We start from the raw sequence: 25,288 nt of genomic DNA, 5'->3' as shown, positions 1-25,288 counted from the left end.
GGGGGGGGCTCCGCCCCCAGCCCCCCCCCGCCAGAGGGGTGGAGGTGAACAGTCGTGTCGCGGCTGCGGGTTCGTCGTGGCTGGGTCGCGCCCGCGCGGCGGAGCCGCAAATTGATACAGCCCCGCGCCCCTGACGGGGCGCGCACAATCAGCCCGTCCGGCATTTGAGGACGAGGCCGTTCAGGCCGATAGCGGGGGCCTGGGGGCGCAGCCCCCAGCGGGGTCCCAGGGGCGGAGCCCCTTGGTTTCGGGAAGGGGCCGGGCTGGGGAACAAAAACTCCTACCCCTGCGGGTGGTGCGCCGGAATCTCCGGCATAACGCCCGCCGTCTCGTACGCCGACAGCATGTCGATACGGCGGACGTGACGATCGTCGCCGGAGAACGGCGTGTTCAGGAACGTCTCGACAAACTTGGTCGCCTCGTCCCGCGAGTGCATCCGGGCCCCCACAGCCACAACATTCGCATCGTTGTGCTGCCGCCCCAACGCAGCCGTCTCCTCGCTCCAGGCGAGCGCCGCCCGAACCCCCGCCACCTTGTTCGCCGCGATCTGCTCCCCGTTCCCCGAACCCCCGATCACAATGCCGAGCGACCCGGGATCCCCCGCGGTACGCGAGGCCGCGCGGAGGCAGAACGGCGGGTAGTCGTCCTGGGCGTCGTAGATGAGGGGCCCGCAGTCGACGGGCTCGTGCCCGGCCGCCTTGAGCCACTCGACGAGGTGGTTCTTGAGTTCGAAACCGGCATGATCGGAGCCGAGGTACACGCGCATGGTCCGAGTGTGACACGCGTGTTTCGGCCGGGCCTCCTCGGGTCAGGCCGGTCGAAGGCACCCCCGCGTCAGGGCGACGGGGTCTGACTCACACCAGGTGAGGGCGGCGGACGCGAGGTCCCCGCGACCGTGGGCGCCGGGCTGGTGTCGGGCAGCTTCGTCTCGCCGCCCGGACGGATCGCGGTGATGATCATGACGATGCCCACGGCGGTGGCGGCCACCAGAACGAGCACCGTGAGCAGCCGCGGCAGCCACTCAGGGCCGTCGCTCTCCTCACTCGTCCCGGTCCCCCGCTCCCTCTCTGTGGGCTCTGTGGGCTCTATAGGTTCTACGGGCTCTGCGGGCGGCCCCGCGAGCACCCGGCTCAGGAACCGCACCACCTCCCCCACATCCGGCCGAGCCGCCGGATCCCTGGCCAGCAGCCCCCGCAGCAGCGGAGTCAACGGCCCGTCTTCGGGCGGAAGTTGAGGCTCCTCGTACATCACCGCCGCCAGCGTGGCGAGCGTCCCGGCGCGTTCGAACGGGGAGTGCCCGGTGAGGGCGGTGCAGAGCGTGGCGCCGAGGGACCACAAGTCGGAGGGCGAGCCCTGTGGGCGGCCGGAGATACGTTCCGGAGGGATGTACTCCGGGGAGCCGACGATGACTCCGGCCTGCGTCAGCCCCTGCGCGTCCTGGAGTGCGGCGATCCCGAAGTCGGTGAGGACGACCCTGCCGCCCGGCCCCAGCAGGACGTTGCCGGGCTTGATGTCACGGTGCAGCACTCCGGCCGTGTGCACCGGACACAGCGCCTCGGCGAGCGCGAGGCCGATCCTGGCCGTCTCGTGTACGTCGAGAGGGCCGTGTTCGACGACGGTCCGGGCCAGTGAGGGGGCCTCGACGAGTTCCATGACGATCCAGAGCCGGTCGTCCTCCTCGGCCACGTCGTAGACCCGTACGACATTGGGGTGGTCGATACGGGCACTCGCGCGGGCCTCGCGCAGCGCGCGCTCCCGCCGGACCTCGAGTTCCTCGGCTCCGGCGGCGTCGAGCCGCAGTTCCTTCACGGCGACCGGACGATCGAGCAGTTCGTCGGCCGCGCGCCAGACACGGCCCATGCCGCCCTGCCCGACGGGCTCGAGGAGCCGGTACCGGCCCACGACGCAGAACATGCGAATACACCGTTCCTAAAGACTGAGTGGGAGTGAGTCCTGCTGCCAGGACTCATACCCAGCCGGGTGCCCCGAACGGTGTTGGGCACCCTGGTTCCCCGCTTTCGCTCCACCGCCGGGCGGCGCGCATCCGGTGCGCGGTCCGGGCAGGTGGCGGCGGGGTTCCTCACGCCTTCGGGTCTCCGGTCGGGCCTGGACGGTCCGATGCCCCGCAGCATCACTCCGGTGCTGCGGGGGCGGTGCCGTCCTCCCCCAGCTACCGCTGGGAGGTGCCCCCAGCCGGATCGGATGCCCGAGGGCGCGTCGCCCGACCGCGATGCTTGCCGCATCGTGCCGGGACATCTGTCGTGTCGGGGTGGTCAGCGGTTTCTGCCAGTGCTGGGCACCCCACCGGCTGGTGTACGCGGGGTCGACCGCGACGACGGCCACGTTGTGTTCGGCGGCCATCGCCACCAGCCGGGCCTTGAGGCGGGCGGTGGGGAAGCGGGCGAGCAGGCGGCGGAAGCGCTTGTTGCGGCCGTGCTGCTCCCGGCTGGTGCCGTCGGTGAAGTCGAGGTCCTCAATAGCGATCGCGGCCGCCCCGCACCGTCCGGTGTAGTGCAGCAGCCGGCTCAGCGCATGCCGCAGCTGCGCATCCCGGTGGTCCGCTCTGCCCGAGAGGTCGTAGAAGAACCGCTGTGGCTCCCCGACCGGGTTGCCGTGCACATCCAGGTGCCAGGCGGCCAGGTGGTCGTCGTTCATGTCCACCCCCACCACCGCCACCACCGACGGGCCGAAGGTGGCCCGCACCGCGCACGCCGTCACGGTCTCCGTACCGGCCTCCGCCGGAACCCCCGGCTACACCCTCGACGTAGCCACCGACGCACTCGCCCTGACCACGCGCCGCGCCGGGAAGACCGTGCTCGCCACCGCCACCGGCGACACCGGCGCCCTGCGCTTCACCGCGGCCGACGGCACATGGCAGCACGCGACCGGCGTCACCGACTGGACGTGGAAGAACGGCGTCCTGACCGTCACCGCCGACAGCACCCTCGACGGCACCACGGTGGAGGCCCGGATCACCCCCCGCGCCGACCGCTACCAGCTCGACTGGGACGTCCACGGCGGCGGAGCGGAGCAACTGGGCCTCGCCTACGAGCTGTCATCAGCCGGCCACTGGTACGGCCACGGCGAGGCGGAAACCCCGCAGGGCGGTCCCGGTGTCAACCAGCCCTGGCCGCTCGACGCCGGCGAGGTCGACCACGAGACCTTCGGCCCGGCGTCGTACAACATGATCGACCCGTTCTGGTACACCTCCAAGTCGACCGGGCTGCGCGTCGACACCGGGGACGTCATGGACGTGGCGCTCAACAAGGACAAGGACGGCCTGGGCACCTTCACCGTCGAGTCGCCCGACACCTACAAGGCCACCGTGTTCGTCGAGTCGACTCCGCTGGAGGTCTACCGCGACTACATCGGCATCGTCGGCAAGCCGACCAAGAGCGACGCCACGTACGAGCAGTACGCCAAGCCGCTGTGGAATTCCTGGGCGCAGTTCTACACCAAGATCGACCAGGAGAAACTGCTCGACTACGCCACCGACCTCTCCGACAACGGTCTGGACGGGCACACCATCCAGCTCGACGACAAGTGGGAGTCGAACTACGGCAATCTGACCTGGGATCCCAAGACCTTCCCCGATCCCAAGGGCCTCTCCAAGAAGATCCACGACATGGGGTTCGACTTCGGCATCTGGGTCACCCTGTGGATCAACCTGGACTCCGACAACTACCAGTACGCGGTCGACAAGGGCTATCTGCTCATGGACGCCAAGGACACGAGCAAGCCGTGTGAAGTGACCTGGTGGAACGGCCAGGCCGGGATCATCGACCTGGCGAACCCCGAAGCCAAGGCCTGGTACGAGGGCAACCTCAAGAAGCTGATGGACACGTACGACATCGACGGGCTGAAGTTCGACACCCGCTTCTTCGACGAGAAGTGCGCGCCGCGCGAGGGCCACCAGGCCACGGACTACCAGAAGTTGGGCACGCAGCTCGCCGACGAGTTCGACCTCCAGGGCGCCGGCATCCGAGTGCACTGGAACCGGACGGCCCACGAGGCCGGCTTCGTCACACGCCAGGTCGACAAGGGCACCGGCTGGGACTCCCTGCGCGCCTCCGCCACCCAGAACCTGGCCATCTCCACCATCGGCTACCCGTTCGTCGAGTCCGACATGATCGGCGGCTCCGGCGGCCAGCCCGCACCGACGAAGGACGTACTGGTGCGGTGGGCGCAATCCGCCTCACTGATGCCGCTGATGTACGCATCGACATCCCCGGTGGACACCAACGACACCACCACCGGGCAGAAGGTGGACTACGACCAGGAGACGGTCGACCTCTACCGGGAGGCGATCGAGACCCACGAGAAGCTCGCCCCCTACATCTGGGATCAGGTGCAGAGCACCCTCAAGACCGGCGATCCGATCATGCGGCCACTGTTCTTCGACTTCCCGAAGGACGAGGCGAGTTACACGGTCACCGACGAGTGGATGCTCGGCCCGGCCGTGCTGGCCGCGCCCAAGTTGAGCACCGGCGCCACCCGCTCCGTCCATCTGCCGCCGGGCACCTGGTACGACGTCAATCAGGGCACCGTGATCCGCGGCCCCAAGACCCTCAAGGGGTATGCGGCGCCGCTCGGCGTCACCCCGGCCTTCGTCAATCTCAAGGCCAAGGGCGCCGCCAAGGCCGTCAAGGCGCTCAAGCGCGACGACGCGCCGGCCGCCTCCGTCCTGATCACCCCGGACGCCCTGTCCACCGACGCCGGTACGCCCTTCGAGGTGACCACCGAGGTCACCAACTGGAGCACCGGCACCCTCAAGAACGCCAGGGCGGCACTGGACCTGCCCGACGGGTGGACCGCCAAGGCGACCGGCCCGACCACCGCGAAGTCCCTCAAGAACGGCGCCACCCTCACCACCACCTGGACGGTGACCCCGGCCGACGACGCCCGGTGGGGCAGCCACGATCTCACCGGCACCGTCACCTACACCGGTCACAACGGCTCGCAGAAGGTGTCCGACACCGTGCCGGCGCAGGTGAAGGCAGCCCCGGGCAGTGTGCAGAAGCCGTACCTGACGGCCGATACAACCTCCGGGGGCGCCCAGTACGCCCAGGGCGGCGACCAGTTCGCCATCTGGGCCGGCGGCCAGGACCTGTCCGGCTGGAAGGACGAGAAGGGCGTCATCTACCGCGACGACGCGGCCGGGGAAAAGGCCACCGTCCAGGCCCAGTTGGTCTCCCAGAACAGCGCCTCACCCTTCGGCAAAGCCGGGATCGCCCTCGCCAACGACCTGACCGCGCCGGAAAAGGGCGGTTACGCGGTGCTGGTCATGACCGAGCAGTACGGACTTGAGTTCATGACCGACAGCGACGGTGACGGGAAGCTCGACACCTGGGCGGGCGGTGGCTCCACCTATCACCCGGCGTATCTCAAGCTGACCCGGGACGGCGCCACCTACACCGCGTACGCCAGCAAGGACGGCGAGACCTGGTCGCAGGTCGGCACCGCCCAGGTGCCATCGGCCACCGGTACCGGTGACGCCGGGATGGTCGCCAGCGCGGCCAACGCCAGCTACCCCGGCGAGAACATCGAAGCGGTCTTCAGCGGATTCTCCGTCACCTCCTGACGCCACAGGTGCCAGTGGTACCGCCGGCACCACCCCCGTTTCCCGGCAGGCCCTCCGTGGGGCCTGCCGGGGACGGACACTCCCTGCACGTCCATGAGAGAGGGAACCCACCCCCATGGCACGTACGTCCTCAGTTGTCGCCGGCTTCGTCGCGGGCGTTGTCGTGGCCGCGAGCACCACCGCGATAGCCGTCACCGGCACCACTGGCACGACCACCGGTACCGACCTCAATGCAAAGGCCACCACCACCTGGCTGACCGCCAAGGTCGCCGACGCCATGGGCACCAGGAACACCGTCACCTGGGTTCCCACCGGCTCTTTCGCCGGCTCCGCGGAGGAACGCGTCCCGCGCTACCCGATGACCGCCATCCAGGGCAAGGACACCAAGGAGCTGAAGCTCTCCGCCGTGCGCAACGAGCAGGTCTCTGCGCAACTGGCGATCGCCTCCGGCCAGAACCTCGACAACGTCAAGGCCGTGGTCGGCGACCTCACCGGGCCCGGCGGCGCGAAGCTGTCCGGCGACGACACCCAGGTCCGGTTCGTCAAGTACGTGCCCGTACAGCGCTCCAAGAGCGAGGTCGACTGGTCCGCCACCATCGACCAGGTCAGCTCCGGCAAGGAGGTGTCCGGCGACCGCAACCCCGACGTGGTCGGCGACGCGCTCGAGGAGCGGTCCTCGGTGGACGTGCCCGCATACGCGGCGCAGCCGCTGTGGTTCACCTTCCAGATCCCCAAGTCGGCCAAGCCCGGCACCTACACCGGCACGGTGAAGGTCAACGCCGACGGCCGTACCCAGACCACCTACCCGCTGACCATCGAGGTCGCGGACGCGAGCGTGCCCGACCCTCAGGACTACGACTTCTTCCTCGACGTATGGGCGCAGCCGGAGACGATGGCCAAGAACCACGGCGTCAAGCTCTGGTCCGACCGGCACTGGAAGCTGATCGAGAAGTACAACCGCGACCTGGCGTCGCGCGGCCAGAAGGTCATCAACACCACCATCGTCGACAACCCGTGGCACCACCAGTGGTCGCTCGGCAGCCGGGAGTCGCAGACGGCCACGCCATACACCAGCATGGTGGGCTGGACCTGGAACGGAAAGACGTTCTCCTTCGACTTCGGCCGCTGGGACAAGTACGTCCAGACCGCCAGACGCGCCGGTCTCGGACCGGACATCGGTGCCTTCTCCATGCTGGCGTTCCAGGACCAGGAGCACCTCACCTACACCGACACCCGTACCGGCAAGACCGTCTACGAGAACGTCGATCTGGGCGGCGACCGCTGGCGGGAGGCGTGGGGAGCGTTCCTGCCCGCCTTCGAGAAGCATCTGAAGGCCAAGGGCTGGCTGGCGGACACCTGGCTGTCGTTCGACGAGCGGCCGATCGACACCATGACGGTCGTCAAGGACTTCGTCCACGAGGTCGCGCCGGTCTTCGACGACCGTATCTCCGTGGCCGGTTCGATCAGCACCGAGGGCGTCGCGTCCAACCTGTCCGTCGACTGGGGCGGCATCGACGCGATGACGAAGGAGAAGGCGGCTGAGCGGCGCAAGGCCGGCAAGACCACGACCTTCTACGTGTACGGCTCGCCGGCCCACCCCAACTCGCTGTCGTACTCGCCCGCCGTCGAGTCACGGATGCTGCCGTGGATCTCCGCCCAGCGGAACCTGGACGGCTTCCTGCGCTGGTCGTACAACAGCTGGACCAGCGACCCCTTCAAGCAGCCGGTGCACATCTTCACGCAGGGCGACGAGTACCTGGTCTACCCGGGCAAGGGCGGCCCGATGTCCAGTATCCGCTGGGAGCAGCTGAAGGAGGGCATCGAGGACTACGAACTCATCGCCCAGCTGCGGAAGAAGGACGGCGGCACCGACAGCGACGCCCTGACCGAGGCCCTCACCACCGCGACTCGGAACCTCGACGGCCGGACGAAGAACGTCGGCGACATCGAGACCGCGCGGGGGGCCGTCGTGAAGGGGCTGACGTCTTGACTTCCTCCCCCGCCTAAAGGCGGGGGATTCCAGCGGTCACCCGCTGGGCTTCCTGCTTCACCGACGACTGCCCCGTCCGGGAGGACTCCCGTTGAGGTCTTACACCGTCTCCACAGGCAGACGCCGCCAGCCCGGCGGCCAGGATGTTGCGTGCCGCGTTCACGTCGCGGTCATGCACCGTGCCGCAGTCGCACGTCCACTCGCGGACGTTCAGCGGCAGTTCCTCGCGGACCGTGCCGCAGTTCCCGCACAGCTTCGAGCTGGGGAACCAGCGGTCGATCACGACGAGTTCGCGCCCGTACCAGGCGCACTTGTACTCCAGCATCATGCGGAGGTCCGTCCAGGCCGCATCCGAGATGGCGCGCGCGAGCTTGCCGTTCTTCAGGAGATTGCGGACGGTCAGGTCCTCGATCACGACCGTTTGGTTCTCACGGACGAGTCGAGTCGACAGCTTGTGAAGGAAGTCCCGGCGCCGGTCGGCGATCCGGGCGTGCACCTTGGCGACCTTGCGGCGAGCCTTCTCCCGGTTCGCCGAGCCCTTGGCCTTGCGGGACAGCTCTCGCTGCGCCTTCACCAGGCGGGCGCGGTCGCCGCGCTCATGCCGGGGGTTGGTGATCTTCTCCCCGGTGGACAGTGTCACAAGGGACGTCACGCCCGCGTCGACGCCGACGGCATTGGTCGTGGCCGGGGCGGGTGCGATGGTGTCCTCGCACAGCAGGGACACGAACCAGCGCCCCGCGGCGTCGCGGGACACGGTCACCGTCGTGGGCTCCGCACCCTCCGGGAGGGGGCGCGACCAGCGGATGTCCAAGGGCTGCCCCATCTTTGCCAGCGTCAGTTGCCCGTCGCGCCACTTGAAGGCGCTGCGGGTGTACTCGGCCGACGCGCGGGACTTCTTCCGGCTCTTGTAGCGCGGGTACTTGGCGCGCTTGGCGAAGAAGTTCCCGAATGCTGTCTGAAGATGGCGGAGCGCCTGCTGGAGCGGAACCGAGGACACCTCAGCCAGAAAAGCGAGTTCCTCGGTCTTCTTCCACTCCGTCAGCGCGGCGGACGACTGCACGTAGGAGATCCGGCGCTGCTCGCCGTACCAGGCCTGCGTGCGCTCCTCCAGCACCTTGTTGTACACGAGACGGACGCAGCCGAACGTGCGCGACAGCTCAGCCGCCTGCTCGTCGGTGGGGTGGAAGCGGTACTTGAACGCCCGCTTGACCTGCCGCGCCATGCCTCACAATCTATCAGTTTTCGTGTGAGCCAGGGGTGTCGGCCGGTGGTCGGCGGATGCCGAATCGCTCTGGCGGCGATCCGGCTCTCCCTGCCCTGCTCCACAGAGGTCCGTTTCCTCCCTGGCCTGAAGGCCGGGGTATCCACGGAGGTATCCCGATGAGAGGGCGATGGATATCCCTGTTGCTCGCGAGCCTTTTGCCTGTCATGCCCCTGACCAGTGGGGCCTCCGCGGCACCGGCCCAGGCTGAGCCGCAGGCCAAGCACACCGTCACGTACGACCAGTACTCCGTGCGGGTCGACGGCAAACCCCTGTACATCTGGGGCGCCGAGTTCCACTACTTCCGGCTGCCCAGCCCGGATGCCTGGCGCGATGTCCTCCAGAAGATCAAGGCGGGCGGATTCAACGCGGTCTCGCTCTACTTCGACTGGGGCTACCACTCGGCCAAGCCGGGCTCGTACGACTTCACCGGCACTCGTGACGTGGAACGGCTGCTGGACGAGGCCGAGCGCGCGGGCCTGTATGTGATCGCCCGGCCGGGCCCTTACATCAACGCGGAGGTCTCCGGCGGCGGCATGCCCGCCTGGCGGAAGACGCAGGCCGGTGTGAACCGCACCTCCGAGCCGGAGTACATGAAGGCGGCCCAGGAGTGGATGAGCCGGATCAACCCGATCATCGCACGCCACCAACTCACCCGTGGCACCGGGAATGTGATTCTCTATCAGGTCGAGAACGAGTACCAGGGCGGTCGTCAGGACGCCGACTACATGCAGACCCTCATCGACTGGGCGAAGGAAGACGGCATCGACGTGCCCACCTTCGTCAATGACGGCGGTGCCAACAAGAACTGGGTCAGCGGCAAGGGTGCACCGGACATCTACGGCTTCGACGCCTACCCGCAGGGCTTCGACTGCAAGGACCCCGACACCTGGAAGAACCTGCCCGACTACTCGTACGTCAATGAGTGGAAACCCGAGTCCCCGTTGATCATTCCGGAGGCACAGGGCGGCGCCTTCGACCCCTGGGGCGGCACTGGGTACCAGGACTGCGCGAAACTCACCGGCACCGACTTCACCCGAGTGTTCAGCAAGATGAACATCGCCGCCGGGGTGAGCGGCCAGTCCTTCTACATGACGTACGGCGGCACCAACTGGGGCTGGCTCGCCGACCCCAACGCGGTCTACACGTCGTACGACTACGGGGCCCCCATCAACGAGTCCCGCCAACTGACCGACAAATACCAGGAGTTCAAGCGCCTCGGATACATGGTCAACTCCGTCACCTCGCTGGCGCGCACCGACAAGGCCGAGGCACCCGCTCCTCCCGATGAGGCCCTGCGCATCGACCGGCGCGTCAACCCGGACGACGGAGCCCAGTTCTTCACCGTCCGGCACGCCGACACCCGCGTGAAGGACAAGGACGAGACGACTCTGTCGCTGAAAGGCGCGGACGGCGACTACCCGCGCGTACCGCAGCAGGGCGAGATCAGCGTCGACGGCCGGGACGCCAAACTCCTCGTCGCGGGCTACGACTTGAGCGAGAGCCAGCGGCTCGTCTACTCCACCTCGGAGATCATGACGCACGCCCGGATCGGTGACCGGGACGTGGCGCTGCTGTACGGGCGTGAGGGCGAGGCCGGCGAGACCGTGCTGCGGTACGCCGAGCGGCCCGAGGTCACCGTCCTCGACGGTGAGGTCACCACCACCTGGGACGCCGAGCGCGGCGATCTGCGGCTGAACTACACGCACAAGGGCATGGCCCGGGTGCTGGTGAACGGCCTGAAACTGCTCATCGCCGACACCGCCGAGACGGCCCACTGGTGGCGGCAGGACACGGCCGCGGGCCCGGTCCTCGTACGCGGCCCGTCCCTCGTCCGTACAGCCGAACTGGCGGGCTCCACCCTGAAGTTGACCGGTGACTCCACCAAGGCCGCGAAGATCGAGGTCATCGCGGACACCAAGAAGGCCAAGAAGATGACCTGGAACGGCCGCACGGTCGCCGTCACCCAGGCACCGCGCCCGGTCCGGCTGCCCGAGCTGACGACGTGGAAGTACAAGGAGGAGGCTCCGGAGTCCGCCCCGGACTTCGACGACTCCGCCTGGACCACCGCCGACCGCCTCACCGCCAATAACCCGGAACTGGCCGGGTCGCTGCCGGTCCTCGCGATGGACGAGTACGGCTACCACCACGGCAACGTCTGGTACCGCGGCCGGTTCAAGACCACGGGCCGGGCGACCGCGCTCGCGCTGAACGCCAACACCGGCCCGACCGGCCAGTACGCGGTCTGGCTCAACGGCAGCTACCTCGGCAGTTCCGGCGACGGCGCGCACACCTTCGGCATCCCGTCCGGGACGCTCAAGGCGGAAGGTGACAACGTCCTTTCCGTGCTCGTTGAGAACGCGGGCCACAACGAGGAATGGGGCCACGACTACTCCAAGGAGCCGCGCGGCCTGCTCGGCGCCGAGATGGTCGGCGGGGCCTCCACGCTCACCTGGAAGATCCAGGGCAGCCGGGGTGGTGAGGACCCGGTCGACACTGCCCGGGGCCCGTACAACAACGGCGGGCTTTACGGGGAGCGGGCCGGCTGGTCGCTGCCGGGCTTCCCCGACGGCGGCTGGAAGAGCACCACCCTGCCCGGCCAGTCTGGGAAGACCGGGCCGGGCGTGCGCTGGTACCGCACCTCCGCCCGGCTCGACGTGCCGCAGGGCCAGGACAACGCGATCGCACTCGATCTCGCCGAAGCCGACAGCGGCGGTACCGGCTACCGCGCCCAGATCTTCGTCAACGGCTGGCTGATCGGCCGCTACCTGCCGGACACCGGACCCCAGACACGGTTCGTCATCCCCAAGGGCATCCTGCGCGAGCAGGGCGACAACTCCATCGCCCTGGCCGTCTGGTCCACCGAGGCTGACGCGGGCCCGGGTTCGGCGAAGCTCGTGGACCTCGGAGCCTCCGCCGGCGGTGTCGACGTACGCCCCGTCGCCGCGCCCTCGTACAACGCCAAGACGTACGCCATGCCGGACTCGGGCGCCCATGTCACCGTCGACGCCGAGCCGTTCCTGGGCACCGGTACCGCCGCCAAGGTCCCCGTCACCCTGAGCGTGCCGAAGGACGCGCCGACGGCCCGGAACGTCAAGCTGGCGCTGAAGGCCCCGGACGGCTGGACCTCGACCACCGACGACACCACACGCTTCGGCCGGGTGCGGCCCGGCGACACGGTGACCGCCACGTACACCGTGATCCCGCCCGGCGACCCGGTCCACTACGCCGTCCTGTCCGCGACCGTCACGCTCACACAGCCCGGCCGTCCGGGCACCGTCACGGGTGTACGGGCCGTGCAGGTGCCGCCGCCGGGGCTGTCCGCCGACGCCTATGTCAGCGACCTGACCCTGGTCAAGGCGGTCAACGGCTGGGGCCCGGTGGAGAAGGGCGCCTCCAACGGCGAGTCCGCGGCGGGTGACGGTCGGACGCTCTCGGTCGGCGGCACCTCGTACGACAAGGGCCTCGGCGTGCACGCGAACAGCCAGGTCCGGGTCTATCTCGGCGGCGGCTGCACCCGCTTCACCGCCATCGCCGGGGTGGACGACGAGGTCGCCGACAACGGCAGCGTCGCCTTCCAGGTGATCGCAGACGGCCGCTCCCTGTTCGACAGCCCGGTGCTGTACGGCTCCGACGGCGGCGCCGCGGTCGACGTGGACGTGAGCGGAGCCCGCTGGCTGGACCTGCTGGTCGACGGGGACGGCGATGTCTCCACGGACCATGCCGACTGGGCCGACGCGAGGCTGACCTGCGGCGGCGGTGTCTGATGCCCGTGAGCGGGATGCGTTCGGCACGCGGCAGGTTCACCGTGCTGCTGCTCGCGATCATGGCCCTCGTGGCGGGGACGGTCGCGCCCGCCGAGGCCGGTCAGCAGGACGATCGGCGCGGCTGGACGGGAACTTGGGCGACGGCGGCCAGCGAGCACTACGACGTCTCGGGGATGTCCGAGGTGACGGTACGGATGCCGGTGCACACCAGCGTCGGCGGCTCATCCGTACGCATCCGCCTGACCAACGCCTACGCCACCGACCCAGTGACGATCGGGCACGCGACCGTGGGCCTGCGCGACGGCGGTTCCGCCGTGGCGCGCCCGTACGACCTGCGGTTCGGTGGGAAGCGTGAGGTGACAGTCCCGGCGGGCGGCCAGGCGGTCAGCGATCCGGTCGGACTCGCCGTGCCGGCCCTGGCCGACCTGGTGGTCAGTCTCCATCTGCCCGGTCAGGTCACGCACATCACCGACCACTGGTGGGCGCGGCAGACCGTCTACTGGACGGATTACGGGGCGGGCGACCACTCCGCCGACACCGCCGGCGACGCTTTCACCTGGACCACCACGAGCTGGCCCTTCCTCAGCGGCGTCGACGTGACCGCGCCGAGGACCGGATCGGTGGTGGCGCTCGGCGACTCCATCACCGACGGGTCGTTCTCGACGCCCGACACCAACCAGCGCTGGCCCGACCTGCTGTCCGCCCGGCTGAACGCCTGCCGGCCCGGCGCCGGGGTGCTCAACGCGGGCATCACGAGCAACCGGATCACCGCCGGGACCGCGACCAACCCCTCGGCCCTGGACCGCCTCGAACGGGACGTGCTCTCCCAGCCGGGGGCCAGGACCCTGATCCTCTTCGAGGGCATCAACGATCTCAGCGGGGCGAGTGCCGAGCAGATCATCGCCGGGATGACGGAGATCTCCGACCGGGCGCACCAGCGCGGGATGCGGGTCGTCGCCGCCACGATCACGCCGTACAAGGACTTCACCTGGGGCGGCTGGAGCGAGGAGACGGAGGCCCGGCGGCAGCAGGTCAACGCGTTCGTCCGGGACTCCGGCGGGGTCTTCGACGACTACGCCGACTTCGACCGGGCGGTACGGGACCCGGCGGACCCGCGGCGGCTCGGTGCGGCATACGACTCGGGCGACCATCTGCATCCCAACGACGCCGGGATGAAGGCCTTCGCCGACTCCATCGACCTCGCCGCGCTCGGGCTCGGCCGCGACTGTTCCTGAGGAGGACCCGTGTTCGGACATCTACGTGGACACCTGCGTGAACGCCGAAGATTCGCAGCCCTGACCACGGCCGTGGCGGCCGTCCTGGCGGCCCTGCTCCCGGTGACTCCGGCCGCGGCCGAGACCAAGCAGCCGGAGTGGACAGGGACTTGGGCGACCGCACAGCACGCCTCGTACGACCCGGGCACCTCGGAGGTGACCGTACGGATACCGGTGCGGGTGAGCGCCGGCGGGTCGAGCGTACGCATCCGCCTGACCAACGGCTTCACCACCGAGCCGGTGACGATCGGGCACGCGACCGTGGGGCGCGGTGACGGCGGCTCGGCCGTCGCGATGCCGTACGAGCTGCGGTTCGGCGGCAAGGACGAGGTGACCATCGCCGCCGGGGAGCAGGCGGTGAGCGATGCCGTCCGGGTCCCCGTGCCGGCCCGCAGCGACCTGGTCGTCAGCCTGTACTTCCCCGGTCGGCTCATCCACATCAGCCAGCACTGGATGGGTCTCCAGACCGTGTACTGGACGCCCGACGGCGGCGGCGACCACGCCTCGGACGCCGACGGGGACGCCTTCACCAGGACCGACTCCACCTTCCCGTTCCTGACCGGTGTCGACGTACGCGGCGGTGACACGGCGGGCGCCGTGGTGGTGCTCGGTGACTCCATCACCGACGGGGCGTCCTCCACGGCGAACGCCAACCGGCGCTGGCCCGACTATCTGGCGGGGCGGCTGTCAGCCTGCTTGACCACCGCCGGAGTGCTGAACGAGGGCATCAGCGGCAACCGGATCACGGCCGGCGTGGACGGCAACCCGTCGGCGCTGGACCGGCTGGAACGCGATGTGCTGGCACAGCCGGGCGCCCGGACGGTGATTCTTTTCGAGGGCGTCAACGACCTCAGCTGGGGCGGCGCCACCGGCGACCAGGTGATCGACGGCATGAAGGAGATCGCGCGCCGCGCGCACGCCCGCGAGCTGCGGGTGATCGGCGCGACGGTCGTCCCGTATCGCGGCTGGGGTGACTGGTGGACCGAGGCCAAGGAGGCCGACCGGCAGAAGGTCAACGCGTTCGTGCGCGACTCCGGCGGCGTCTTCGACGACTACGCCGACTTCGACAAGGCCGTACGGGATCCGGAGGACCCCGCCCGCTACGCCGCCGCCTTCGACTCCGGTGACCATCTGCACCCCAACGACACCGGGATGAAGGCGTTCGCCGACGCCGTCGACCTCACCACTCTCGGGGCGGCCCGCGACTGTCCGTCGACCCGCGTCAGGCTCACCCCGTACCGGCCGAGCCTGCAAGCCGGCGGCCAGGGCACGAAGATCACGGCGACCGTCACCAACGACGGCCGCTCGGCGGCCACCAACGTCCGTACCCGGCTGGATCTTCCGGCCGGCTGGTCCGCCGATCCGGCAGGCGGCGCGCGTATCCGCACCCTGGCCCCGGGTGAGAGCTCCACCGTCACCTGGACCGTGACCCCCGGGTCGGACGCCGTGTGGGGCACCCATCCGTTGAGTGTCCGCAGCTCCTACCGCCAGGACGGCAAGCAGCGGTTCGACACCGACGAGGTGGACGCCACGGTCACCCCCGTTCCGTCCGGCGTGCGGGCGCCGTACCTGACGACCGCCACCACCACTGACGCCCAATACGCGCAGAACGGCGACCAGTTCGCCATCTGGGCGGGTGGCCAGGACCTGTCCGGCTGGAAGGACGAGAAGGCCGTCATCCATCAGCCGGGCGCCGCGCCCGCCTCGGGCTCCGTGACGGCCCGCGTCGTCGGACAGACCGGCAGCGGGCCCTCCGCCAAGGCCGGGATCGCCGTCGCCAACGACCTGACCGCGCCGGAGAAGGGCGGCTACGCCGTGCTGACCATGTCCGCGCAGTTCGGCCTGGAATTCCTGACCGACAGCGACGGCGACGGGAAACTCGACACCTGGGCCGGGGGCGGCAGTTCGTACCACCCCGCCTGGCTGAAGCTCGTCCGCGACGGCGTCGAGTACACGGCCTACGCCAGTGCCGACGGCACCGCATGGCAGCAGGTCGCCGCCGTGACCGTGCCGTCCGCGAGCGGCGACGGCGACGCGGGCCTGGTCGCCAGCGCCGTCAACCTCAACTACCCCGGCCAGACCACCACCGCCGTATTCGACTCCTTCTCCACCACCAAGTGAGAGGTCTCCCCATGGCAGTGAATCGCAGGCACTTCATGACCACGGCGGCCGCCCTCGGCGGCGCGGTGCTGCTCGCCCCGCCCGGCACCGCCCATGCGCTCGCACAGGGCGCTGTGTCCGGGACCCCGGGCATACCCGACTACCAGCCCACCAAGGCCTCCCTCGACACCCACCCGGTGCCGCGCTGGTACAAGGACGCCAAGTTCGGCATCTTCGTCCACTGGGGCGTCTACTCGGTGATCGCCGGCGCGACCCCGAGAAGCGCCTCCGAGTGGTACCTCTGGTATCAGAGCACCAAGGACACCGCCGAGTGGAAGTACCACCGCGACACCTACGGCGAGGACGTCACCTATGACGACCTCATCCCGCAGTTCCAGGCCGAGAAGTACGATCCCGACGCCTGGGTGAAGCTGTTCGAGCAGGCGGGCGCCGAGTACTTCGCGCTGACCAGCAAGCACCACGATGGATTCGCCCTCTACCCCAGCAAGGTGACGGACCGTCATTCCGTGGCGTACGGGCCGAAGCGCGACCTCGTCGGTGAGCTGATGACCGCGGCCCGCAAGCGCGGCACGGTGCGGCCGGGCCTGTACTACTCGCTCGGCGAGTACTTCAACCCGGCGATCGGCCGGCCGATGCGCAACTTCTACACCGACGAGGAAATCCCGATGACCGGCTACAAGCCGGTCGAGGACTACATAGGTGACTACGAGCTCAAGCAGCTCTACGAGATCATCGACCGCTACGACCCGGAGCTGCTGTGGGCGGACGGACAGTGGTTCCGGCCGACGGGCGAACCGCCGTGGCGCAGTGAGGAACCCCTGGCCTATTACTACAACCAGGCCAAGAACCGTCGTAGGCCCAAGGGAGTCGTGGTCAACGACCGCTTCGACACCCACTTCGACTTCGCCACCTACGAGCAGCGCACCAATCCGACCATGGATCCCCAGAAGTGGGAGTGCTGCATGACCATGGGCTACTCCTGGGGCTACAACAAGCACGAGCCGGACGAGGACTACAAGACCTCCGAGTTCCTGATCCAGCTGCTCGCCGACGTGGTCAGCAAGAACGGCAACCTGCTGCTCAACATCGGTCCCAGGCCGGACGGCACGATCCCCGAGATCATGCAGGGGCGGCTGCGGGACATCGGCGCCTGGCTGAAGGTCAACGGCCCGGCGATCTACGGGTCGACGCCCTGGGTGCGGGCGGAGGAGGAGGGCAGCTCGCTCGGCATCCGCTACACCGTCTCCCCGGGCAAGTTCAACATCATCGTGCTGGGCGCGCCCAGCGGCACCCTCTCGGTGCCCGGCGACATCCCCATCAGCGCCACTTCCCGGATCCGGCTGCTCGGCGAGAGCGGCAGTCTGAGGTGGACCCGCCGTGACGGAAAGATCAACATCACCGTCCCGTCCAACCTGCCCAGCGACATCGCCAACGTCTTCACCGTCGACTGGGCCCGGTGACCGGCATGGGAATCCGCAACGACACCCGGTTCGACGCCCTGGGGCCCACCCTCACCGTCACCACGCAGCCGGCCGAGCCGGCCGCCGGTGACACGGTCACCGCCACCGCGGTCCTCACCAACGACTGCCCCTTCCCGCTCCGCAACGCCGTGCTCCACCTGATCGACCCCGGCGCCACCACGGCGGCGAAGACCATCCCGCTCGGCGATCTGCGGCGCGGCGCGAAGACGACCCGGCGCTGGGAGACGGCGATGCCGGCCGACGTGGCCGGGAACGTGTCGTTCACCGCGCACGTGGTCTTCGACGTCGACGGGCGCAGCAGCGACTGCGCGCGGTCCGCGACGACGGTCACGGTGCCCTACGAACCCAACGGGGTGAGGGACCCGTACCGGACGTTCGCCACCACCGACGACGCCAAATTCGGCCAGTACGGCAGCCAATTGGTGATCTGGGCGGGCGGCCGCGACTTCTCCGGCGGCACCGACGAGAAGGGGGGCATCCTCCGTCCCGGCTCCGCCGCCGAGGCGAGCGTGGTGCAGGTCAAGACGGTCAGCCTCACCGGCAGCGACAACCCCACCGCCAAGTACGGCATCGCGGTCGCCAACGACCTCACCGCCCCGGAGAAGGGCGGCTACGCCGTCCTCACCATGTCGAAGTCGTTCGGCCTGGAGTTCATGACCGACAGCGACGGCAACGGACGGCTCGACACCTGGGCCGGTGGCGGCGGCTCCACCCACCCCGCCTGGCTGCGCCTGGTCCGCGACGGCACCACCTACACCGCGTACTCCAGCGTCAACAACGGCCTTTCCTGGACCGAGATCGCGAGCGTGAACGTCCCCTCCGCGAGCGGCGCCCTGGACGCCGGCGTGGTGGCGAGCGCCGTGAACCTCAACTACCCCGGCACCACCGTGCAGGCCGTGTTCGACCACTTCTCAGTGGAGACGAGATGACAACCCATCGCCTCGCCCAGGCCGCCTACCGCCCCGAACAGGACTTCCTCCCGCCGCCCGTCTCCCTCACCGTCACCCCGGCCACCCCCGGGCCGGGCCAGGCCGTGACCCTGACCGCTACCCTCAAGAACACCACCGGCATCACCTTGCGCGGCACCGTTCTCTACCTCGCCGCGGGCGACATCGCGGAGTCGGACGGCCTGGGCGGCATCGCGCCCGGACGGTCGGTCACCCGCAGCTGGAAGACCCGGCTCCCCGACGACGCCGAGGGAGTGGTCCCCTGCATCGCACACGCGCTCTTCGACGTGCACCAGCACGGATCCGACTGCACCCGCGCGACCTCGTCGCTGAAACTGCCGTACAGGTCACTGGCCAGTGCCTTCGACAACGCCGGCATCTCCTCCGACGACGCCACCGCCGTCGCCGACATCGACGCCTCGCGTTCCAGCCTGTCCGCCCAGGCGCTGGCCTCGGTCGGACTGACTCCCGGAGCTTCGGTCACCTACGGCGGGACGGCCTTCACCTGGCCGGACACCGAGCCCGGGGCCAAGGACAACGTGGTGGCCTCCGGGCAGACCGTGCGGCTGTCCGGCACCGGCTCGCGGCTGGCCTTCCTCGGCACCTGCACCTGGGGCGACGGCAAGGGGTCCGGGAAGGTCGTGTACGCGGACGGTACGGAGCAGGCCTTCTCCGTCGAGGTCCCCGACTGGTACTGGGCGAACCCCGAGGCCGCGGTGGTACTGCCGTACCGCAACACCCCCTCCGGCCAGGACAGGAACCCGATCAGCCTCTACACCTTCGGCGTGGAGCTGGAGGACAAGGAACTGCACTCCGTCGTGCTGCCGAAGGTCAGCGACGGCCTGCCGAGCGGTAGTCCCGCTCTGCACATCTTCGCGATGACCGTCGCCTGAACCGAGCCGCGGCGCGGTGCGACCACCACATCGCACCGCGGCTCGGAAGATCCGAAAAGTTCTGAGAGGACGTTCATGACAGGCAATCAACCCCTCAGCCGTAGACGCCTGCTGACCGGAGCGGCCGCGTTCGGCGGAGTGGTGCTGCTGACGCCGTCAGGTGCCCACGCCGCACCAGGGGCCGCGGACAAGGCCGGCAAGCCGTTCAACACGACCCCCGCGTCGGTCGCGCTGCGACGGCTGCTGCCCGACCACCACCGGCAGGTGACGCTGCGCGCGCCGGCCGCCGACAGCGCCGACCGGTTCAAGGTCACCGGCCGGGCCGGGGCGATCACCGTGGAGGGCACCAGCCCGGCGGTGCTGCTCACCGGCCTCAACACCTATCTCGCGCGGGTGGCAAAGGCCGACATCTCCTGGAACGGCGAACAGCTGAACCTCCCCAGGCTGCTGCCCGCCCCCGACGGGGAGATCGCCGGATCGGCGAACGTGCCGCACAGGTTCGCCCTCAACGACACCAACGACGGCTACACCGGCCCCTACCGGGACTGGGACGCGTGGGAGCGCGAGCTGGACGTGCTCGCGCTGCACGGCATCAACCGGGTGCTGGTCTACACCGGCGGCGACGCCGTCTACTACGACACCTTCCGGCAGTTCGGTTACTCGGACGCCGAAATGCGGGCGTGGATACCGGCACCGGCCCATCAGCCGTGGTGGCTGCTGCAGAACATGTCGGGGTTCGGCGGCCCGGTGTCCCGGCGGCTCATCGAGCGCCGGGCCGAGCTCGCGCGGAAGATCGCCGACCGGGTACGGGAACTGGGCATGACCCCGGTCCTGCCCGGCTACTTCGGTACCGTGCCGGACGACTTCGTCGCCAAGCACGGCGGGGACGCGGCCGTGGTCCCCCAGGGCGACTGGGGCGCCTTCAAGCGACCCGACTGGCTCGACCCGCGCACCACGGCCTTCGACGAGGTGTCCGCTGCCTTCTACCGGGCCCAGTCGGAGCGGTTCGGCGACAGCACGATGTACAAGATGGACCTGCTGCACGAGGGCGGCAACCCCGGTGACGTGCCGGTGAACGAGGCCGCGGCAGCCGTCGAAAGGGCGCTCCAGAAAGCCCACCCGGGCGCGATCTGGGCCATCCTGGGCTGGCAGTCCAACCCGTCCAAGGCGCTGCTCGACGGGGTCGACAAGTCCCGGATGCTGATCGTGGACGGCCTGTCCGACCGCTACACCACCGTCACCGACCGGGAGAGCGACTGGGACGGCACCCCGTACGCCTTCGGCAGCATCTGGAACTTCGGCGGCCACACCCCGATGGGCGCCAACGCCCCGGACTGGGTGGAGCAGTACCCCAAGTGGCGTGACAAGGAGGGCAGTTCGCTCGCCGGTATCGCGGCGATGCCGGAGGCCGCCGACAACAACGCGCCCGCCCTCGCCCTCCTCACCGACCTGGCCTGGACACCCGGCGTCATCGACCTGGACGACTGGTTCGCCGCCTACGCCCTCTCCCGCTACGGCGGCCCCGACCGGCACGCTGCCGCGGCCTGGCAGACGATCCGCGACACCGCGTACAACATGTCCCGCGCGGACTCCTGGAGCGAGGCACCCGACGGACTGTTCGGCGCCCGTCCGAGCCTGACGGCGAACAAGGCCGCCGCCTGGGGCCCGGAGAAGGACCGCTACGACACCACCACCTTCGACAGCGCACTCACCGAACTCCTTGCCGTGCGAGCGGAGTTGAGGGACAGCTCGGCGTATCGCTACGACGTCGTCGACGTGGCCCGGCAGGTCCTGTCCAACCGCAGCCGTGTCCTGCTGCCGCAGATCAAGGCCGCGTACGAGGCCGGGGAAAGGGCCCTGTTCGGCAAGTTGACCGGGACCTGGCTGCACTGGATGGATCTCCTCGACGACCTGCTGGCGGCCTCCGGCCCGCACCTGCTCGGGCGGTGGCTCGCCGACGCACGCTCCTGGGGCGCCGACCGAGCAGAGAAGGACCGCCTGGAGTACGACGCCCGCTCCCTCCTCACCACCTGGGGCGGACGCGCCAGCAGCGAAGAGGGCCTGCACGACTACGCGAACCGGGAGTGGTCCGGGCTGGTCGGCGGCCTGTACCGCACCCGCTGGAAGACGTACTTCGACGCGCTCACCAAGGGACTCGCCACGGGCAAGGACCCGGCGACGATCGACTGGTTCGCCCTGGAGGACCGCTGGGCGCACGCGCACGAGACGCACCCGACCGAGCCCCACGGCTCCCCGTACGCCCTGGCCCGCCGCGTACGCGACCTGCTCGCCGCCACTCCCCATCAGGCGGCCCTCACCGCAGGGGCCGACCGGGGAGCGGTGGCCGAGGACACGCCCGCAACGGTGACAGCCACCTTCACCAACAGGAACGGGTTCGCGGCGGCACGCGACGTGACCCTCTCCGTCACCGCCCCCGAGGGCATGGCGGTGAAGCCGCTCGATCCGGTGCGCACCGAGTCGGTGGCGTCCGGCGAGACGTTCGCCGCTCGCTTCGAGGTCTCTCTCGCGGGTGAGCCGACGGAACTGGTCGGCCAGGTCGTCGTAGCGGCGGCGTACGCGGGCGGCGGAAAGGCGGTCGCGCCGATACGGCTGGTGGCCGCGGCAGGGGTCGGCGACCCGTACCGCACGGTCTCCTACAACGACGCCGTGTTCGGCCAGGCCGGCGACGAGATCGCCGTCGAGGGTGCCGGGGCCGACCTGTGGGGCGCCACCAACGAGTTCGGGGCGGTGTACCGGGCGGGCGCGTACGGCGACGGAACCGTGGCCGAGGTCATGGTCATGTCCCAGGACGCGACCGGGGGCTGGGCGCGGGCGGGCCTCGTCGTCCGCAACGACCTGGGCGCTCAGGGCAGCGCGGGCTATGTGAACCTGGCGGTCACGCCGTCCAACGGCTGCGCGCTGAGCTGGGACGCCGACGGTGACGGCCGTTTCGACTCGATCGCGCTGTCGGGCTCCTTCACCGCGCCGGTGCGGCTGCGGCTGACCAGGTCCGGCGCCTCGTACATCGGGGAAGCCAGCGCGGACGGTGTCACCTGGACGACGGTGGGCACGGCCACGCCGGGAGGCGCGACGGCCGCACAGGACGTCGGGGTCTTCATGACCGCGGCCAACGGCTGGAACGGCGCGCGGGGCATCGCCACGTTCGACGGTTTCACGGTGGCGTGATCTCCGTGACCGTGACGGCCGCGCGGCGGGTCCGGCTCACGGATCAAGATCCGGACCGTTCCCGGGCCAACGACCGCTCGGGTTCTTCCGAGTGTCCGAAAAAGAGGCGCCTCACCGGGGCTTTTGCCCGGCAGGCGCCTCTCCTTCGACCATGGACGGCGCAAGCTGCTCACACTCCGAAACTGTCCGACGGCGGTTCGCCGCGACCGGTTGTTGGTTAGGGTGACGCGCAGAGGCTGATCCCGATGACCTTGGCCAGGGCGGTGGCCACGCTGGCGAGTTCGGGAGTCGGACACGACGGGGGGCTCGCGTTGGATCGCCTGGCCGGAGCACTGGAAGTCGGCCCAGCCCAGTTGATGCTTGACGGGTTTGTCATCTTGCTCGGTCCAGCCGCGCAGCCCGTAAAGGCTGACGATATCGGCGGGCGGCAGCGGGCGGTTCTCGCGGGGCTCGACCGCCGCCACGTAGGGAGCTGCGGCGCGGTCGAGTTCGGCGACGAAGTGCGGGCTTTCGCTGGGGCCGTAGAAGCAGTCGCCGTCCGGAAACAACGCCCCGCCGTCGTGGGGCGGGGTCACCGGTTCCGCCGGCGCGGTCAGCGTCTTGTCGCGGTCCCGCGGCGTCGGCGGAGCGGCCGCGTAATCCCGCAACGCCCCACGCCGCGCACGGCAGACGAGAAGGTCACTGTCGCAGGTCGACCGGACGCGGTGGGCGTGTGACCGGCCGGTCGGCGCCCGCGGTGCTGGCCCCGTCGCTGCGCGCGTGGCTCGGGCTGATCGCGGCGCTCGCCGCGCTGGTGGTCGTCGTGCTCGGGGTCCTGTACGCCGGTCACAGCGAGCCTGGCAGGGTGGACAGGTGGATCGTCGAGCCGACGGCGGACAGCGTGGGGCCGCCGTGGCGGCGCGTCGCTCTGGCCACGGACTTCCTGGGAGAGCCCGCCGGGGCCGCGATGCTGGTCGTGGCCGCCGTCGCAGGCTGCCTGCTGCTTCGGCGGCCACGCGCGGCGGTGCTCATCGTTGCCGGTTCCGGCATGACAGTGGCGACGACGAAGCTGCTCAAGCCCCTGGTGGGACGCACCATCCACGGCGACGGCAACCTGTCCTACCCGAGCGGGCACACCGCCTTCCTCACCGCGCTCGCGCTCGTGGTGGCGCTGCTCGCGACCGGCCGGTTCGGCCTCGGCAGGACGGGCGGCACGTTGCTCGTACTCGCCGCGGCGCTGGTGGCCGGCGCCGCCATGGGCTGGGCGCAGGTCGCCCTGAGCGCGCACTACCCGACCGACGTCCTCGGCGGCTGGTGCACCGCGCTGGCCGTGGTACCGGCGACCGCGTGGCTGGTCGATCGGACGGCCGACCGGCTGGGCGATGAGATGGCCGACGCCGGTCGGCAGGAGCGCCGCTGACGTCGCGTCACCTCACGTCACGTCACGCCACGTCACGCCAGGCGGCGGAATACGGGCTTCACCGGTCGCCCGGCCAGCCAGGGGGTGGGATCGGCGGCGTCCAGGGCCTTCCGGTATACCGCGCATGCCTGGGCCACCACCTCCACGGTGCGGTCGATGTCGGCGTCGCTGAGCGCGCTGCTCACCACGAACGACGGGGCCAGCACCCCGCCCGCGAGCATCCGCCGGAGGAACAGGGTGCGGTACTGCTGCGACGGCTGTCGGTTCTCGTCGAGGGTGGCGAAGACCAGGTTGCTGGACCGGCCCCGGACGACGATGTGGTCGCCGACGCCCATGCTCGCCGCGGCGTCGCGGACACCGGCGGCCAACCTCTCGCCGAGGGCGTGCAGTTGCGCGGTGACGCCCTCCTCGACGTAGGTGGTCTGCACGGCCATCGCGGCTGCCAGGGAGTGCGTTTCCGCACCGTGCGTGGTGGACAGCAGGAACACCCGGTCGCCGGAGTGACGCAGCCCGCCCCGCTCCATCAGCTCGCGGCGCCCGGCCAGCGCGGAGACGGCGAATCCGTTGCCCAGCGCCTTGCCGAACGTGGAGAGGTCGGGGACGACGCCGTACAGGCCCTGGGCGCCCGCCTCGGACCAGCGGAAGCCGGTGATCATCTCGTCGAAGATCAGTACGCAGCCGTGCCGGTCGGCCAGCTTGCGCAGGCCGGCGAGGTACCCGGGCGGCGGCTCGGTGTGGGTGGCGGGTTCGAGGATCAGGCAGGCGATCTCGCCTTGGTGGCGGGTGAGCAACTCCTCCGTGGCGGCGAGGTCCCCATAGGGGAATGACAGGGTGAGCTCGGTGGTCGCCGCCGGAATGCCGGCGGGCATCGGCGTCGTACCGATGAACCAGTCGTCGACGGAGAAGAACGGATGGTCGGCGCAGATGGCCACCAGCGGGCGCCCGGTGGCGGCTCGGGCGAGGCGCACCGCGGCGGTAGTGGCGTCGGAACCGTTCTTCGCGAACTTCACCATCTCGGCGGTCGGCACCGTGGCCAGGAAGCGTTCCGCGGCCTCGACCTCCACGATGGACGGCCGGACGAAGTTGCTGCCGCGGTCGAGTTCCCGCCGCGCCGCCTCGATCACGCGTGGGTGGGCGTGGCCGAGGCTGACCGACCGCAGGCCGGAGCCGTACTCGATGTAGCGGTTGCCGTCGATGTCCCACACGTGGGCACCGTGGCCGTGGCTGATGACCGGGGCCAGGTTCTCGGGGTACTGGTCGTCGCCCTTGGCGTAGGTGTGCGCGCCCCCGGGGATCATGGCGTGCAGCCGCTCGTTCGCCATCCGCGACCGGGGCAGGACGAACTCCTCGGTCTCTTCGGTCTCTTCGGTGATTTCGGTGTGCACGCC

General features: G+C 69.9%; 14 protein-coding genes and 1 pseudogene. 10 read left to right on the top strand and 5 right to left on the bottom strand.

Annotation, left to right across the window (positions count from 1 at the left end; genetic code table 11):
• Window positions 1-280: 280 nt before the first annotated feature.
• From G6048_RS17590 to G6048_RS17580, 3 genes and pseudogenes are all read right to left on the bottom strand, one after another.
• Window positions 281-766: a ribose-5-phosphate isomerase gene (locus G6048_RS17590; protein WP_165340489.1), complete on the bottom strand. Its 486-nt coding sequence runs from the start codon at window positions 764-766 to the stop codon at window positions 281-283.
• Between the two features lie 68 nt (window positions 767-834).
• A complete protein-coding gene (locus tag G6048_RS17585; protein WP_165340488.1) occupies window positions 835-1,914 on the bottom strand; it encodes a serine/threonine-protein kinase in 1,080 nt (359 codons plus the stop codon).
• A 15-nt stretch (window positions 1,915-1,929) separates the two neighbouring features.
• A pseudogene (locus G6048_RS17580) lies at window positions 1,930-2,670 on the bottom strand (IS200/IS605 family accessory protein TnpB-related protein); the annotation flags it as partial.
• On the opposite strand from G6048_RS17580, the gene G6048_RS17575 reads away from it, so the two are divergent.
• Together G6048_RS17575 and G6048_RS17570 are read left to right on the top strand one after the other, a co-directional pair.
• A complete protein-coding gene (locus G6048_RS17575; RefSeq protein WP_165340487.1) occupies window positions 2,654-5,581 on the top strand; it encodes a TIM-barrel domain-containing protein in 2,928 nt (975 codons plus the stop codon). The pseudogene G6048_RS17580 and the gene G6048_RS17575 overlap by 17 nt on opposite strands.
• Window positions 5,582-5,696: 115 nt before the next feature.
• Window positions 5,697-7,571 carry a DUF4091 domain-containing protein gene (locus G6048_RS17570; RefSeq protein ID WP_165340486.1) on the top strand — a complete coding sequence of 625 codons (1,875 nt, stop codon included), beginning with the start codon at window positions 5,697-5,699 and terminating at the stop codon, window positions 7,569-7,571.
• 13 nt (window positions 7,572-7,584) lie between these two features.
• On the opposite strand, the gene G6048_RS17565 is transcribed toward G6048_RS17570, so the two are convergent.
• Window positions 7,585-8,793: an RNA-guided endonuclease InsQ/TnpB family protein gene (locus tag G6048_RS17565; RefSeq protein ID WP_165340485.1), complete on the bottom strand. Its 1,209-nt coding sequence runs from the start codon at window positions 8,791-8,793 to the stop codon at window positions 7,585-7,587.
• A 206-nt stretch (window positions 8,794-8,999) separates the two neighbouring features.
• On the opposite strand from G6048_RS17565, the gene G6048_RS17560 reads away from it, so the two are divergent.
• From G6048_RS17560 to G6048_RS17525, 8 genes are all read left to right on the top strand, one after another.
• Complete coding sequence (locus tag G6048_RS17560) at window positions 9,000-12,599, top strand: beta-galactosidase (RefSeq protein ID WP_235989990.1); 3,600 nt, start codon at window positions 9,000-9,002, stop codon at window positions 12,597-12,599.
• Window positions 12,600-12,613: 14 nt separating this feature from the next.
• Window positions 12,614-13,834 (top strand): SGNH/GDSL hydrolase family protein, encoded by a 1,221-nt coding sequence (locus tag G6048_RS17555; protein ID WP_235989991.1) that lies wholly within the window; start codon window positions 12,614-12,616, stop codon window positions 13,832-13,834.
• 9 nt (window positions 13,835-13,843) lie between these two features.
• Window positions 13,844-15,994, top strand: a complete 2,151-nt coding sequence (locus G6048_RS17550; protein ID WP_165340482.1) for a GDSL-type esterase/lipase family protein — start codon at window positions 13,844-13,846, stop codon at window positions 15,992-15,994.
• A gap of 11 nt (window positions 15,995-16,005) precedes the next feature.
• The gene (locus tag G6048_RS17545) at window positions 16,006-17,454 is read left to right on the top strand and encodes an alpha-L-fucosidase (protein WP_165340481.1); all 1,449 of its coding nucleotides are present in this window, start codon (window positions 16,006-16,008) and stop codon (window positions 17,452-17,454) included.
• A 5-nt stretch (window positions 17,455-17,459) separates the two neighbouring features.
• On the top strand, window positions 17,460-18,404 hold the full coding sequence (locus G6048_RS17540; protein WP_165340493.1) for a hypothetical protein: 945 nt from the start codon (window positions 17,460-17,462) through the stop codon (window positions 18,402-18,404).
• The gene (locus tag G6048_RS17535; RefSeq protein ID WP_165340480.1) at window positions 18,401-19,315 is read left to right on the top strand and encodes a beta-glucosidase; all 915 of its coding nucleotides are present in this window, start codon (window positions 18,401-18,403) and stop codon (window positions 19,313-19,315) included. The genes G6048_RS17540 and G6048_RS17535 overlap by 4 nt, the downstream gene beginning before the upstream one ends.
• Before the next feature lie 75 nt (window positions 19,316-19,390).
• On the top strand, window positions 19,391-22,501 hold the full coding sequence (locus G6048_RS17530) for an alpha-N-acetylglucosaminidase (protein ID WP_165340479.1): 3,111 nt from the start codon (window positions 19,391-19,393) through the stop codon (window positions 22,499-22,501).
• Between the two features lie 712 nt (window positions 22,502-23,213).
• The gene (locus tag G6048_RS17525; protein WP_165340478.1) at window positions 23,214-23,900 is read left to right on the top strand and encodes a phosphatase PAP2 family protein; all 687 of its coding nucleotides are present in this window, start codon (window positions 23,214-23,216) and stop codon (window positions 23,898-23,900) included.
• A gap of 32 nt (window positions 23,901-23,932) precedes the next feature.
• Here the strand turns inward: G6048_RS17525 and G6048_RS17520 are convergent, their stop codons facing one another.
• The gene (locus G6048_RS17520; protein ID WP_328826220.1) at window positions 23,933-25,285 is read right to left on the bottom strand and encodes a glutamate-1-semialdehyde 2,1-aminomutase; all 1,353 of its coding nucleotides are present in this window, start codon (window positions 25,283-25,285) and stop codon (window positions 23,933-23,935) included.
• Between the last annotated feature and the right edge of the window lie 3 nt (window positions 25,286-25,288).

Source organism: Streptomyces ureilyticus, assembly GCF_011045025.1.
In the GTDB taxonomy this organism is placed as follows: Bacteria; Actinomycetota; Actinomycetes; order Streptomycetales; family Streptomycetaceae; genus Streptomyces; species Streptomyces ureilyticus.
Note: the sequence above shows the minus strand (reverse complement) of the source record. Positions and strands in the feature narration are given on the sequence as shown.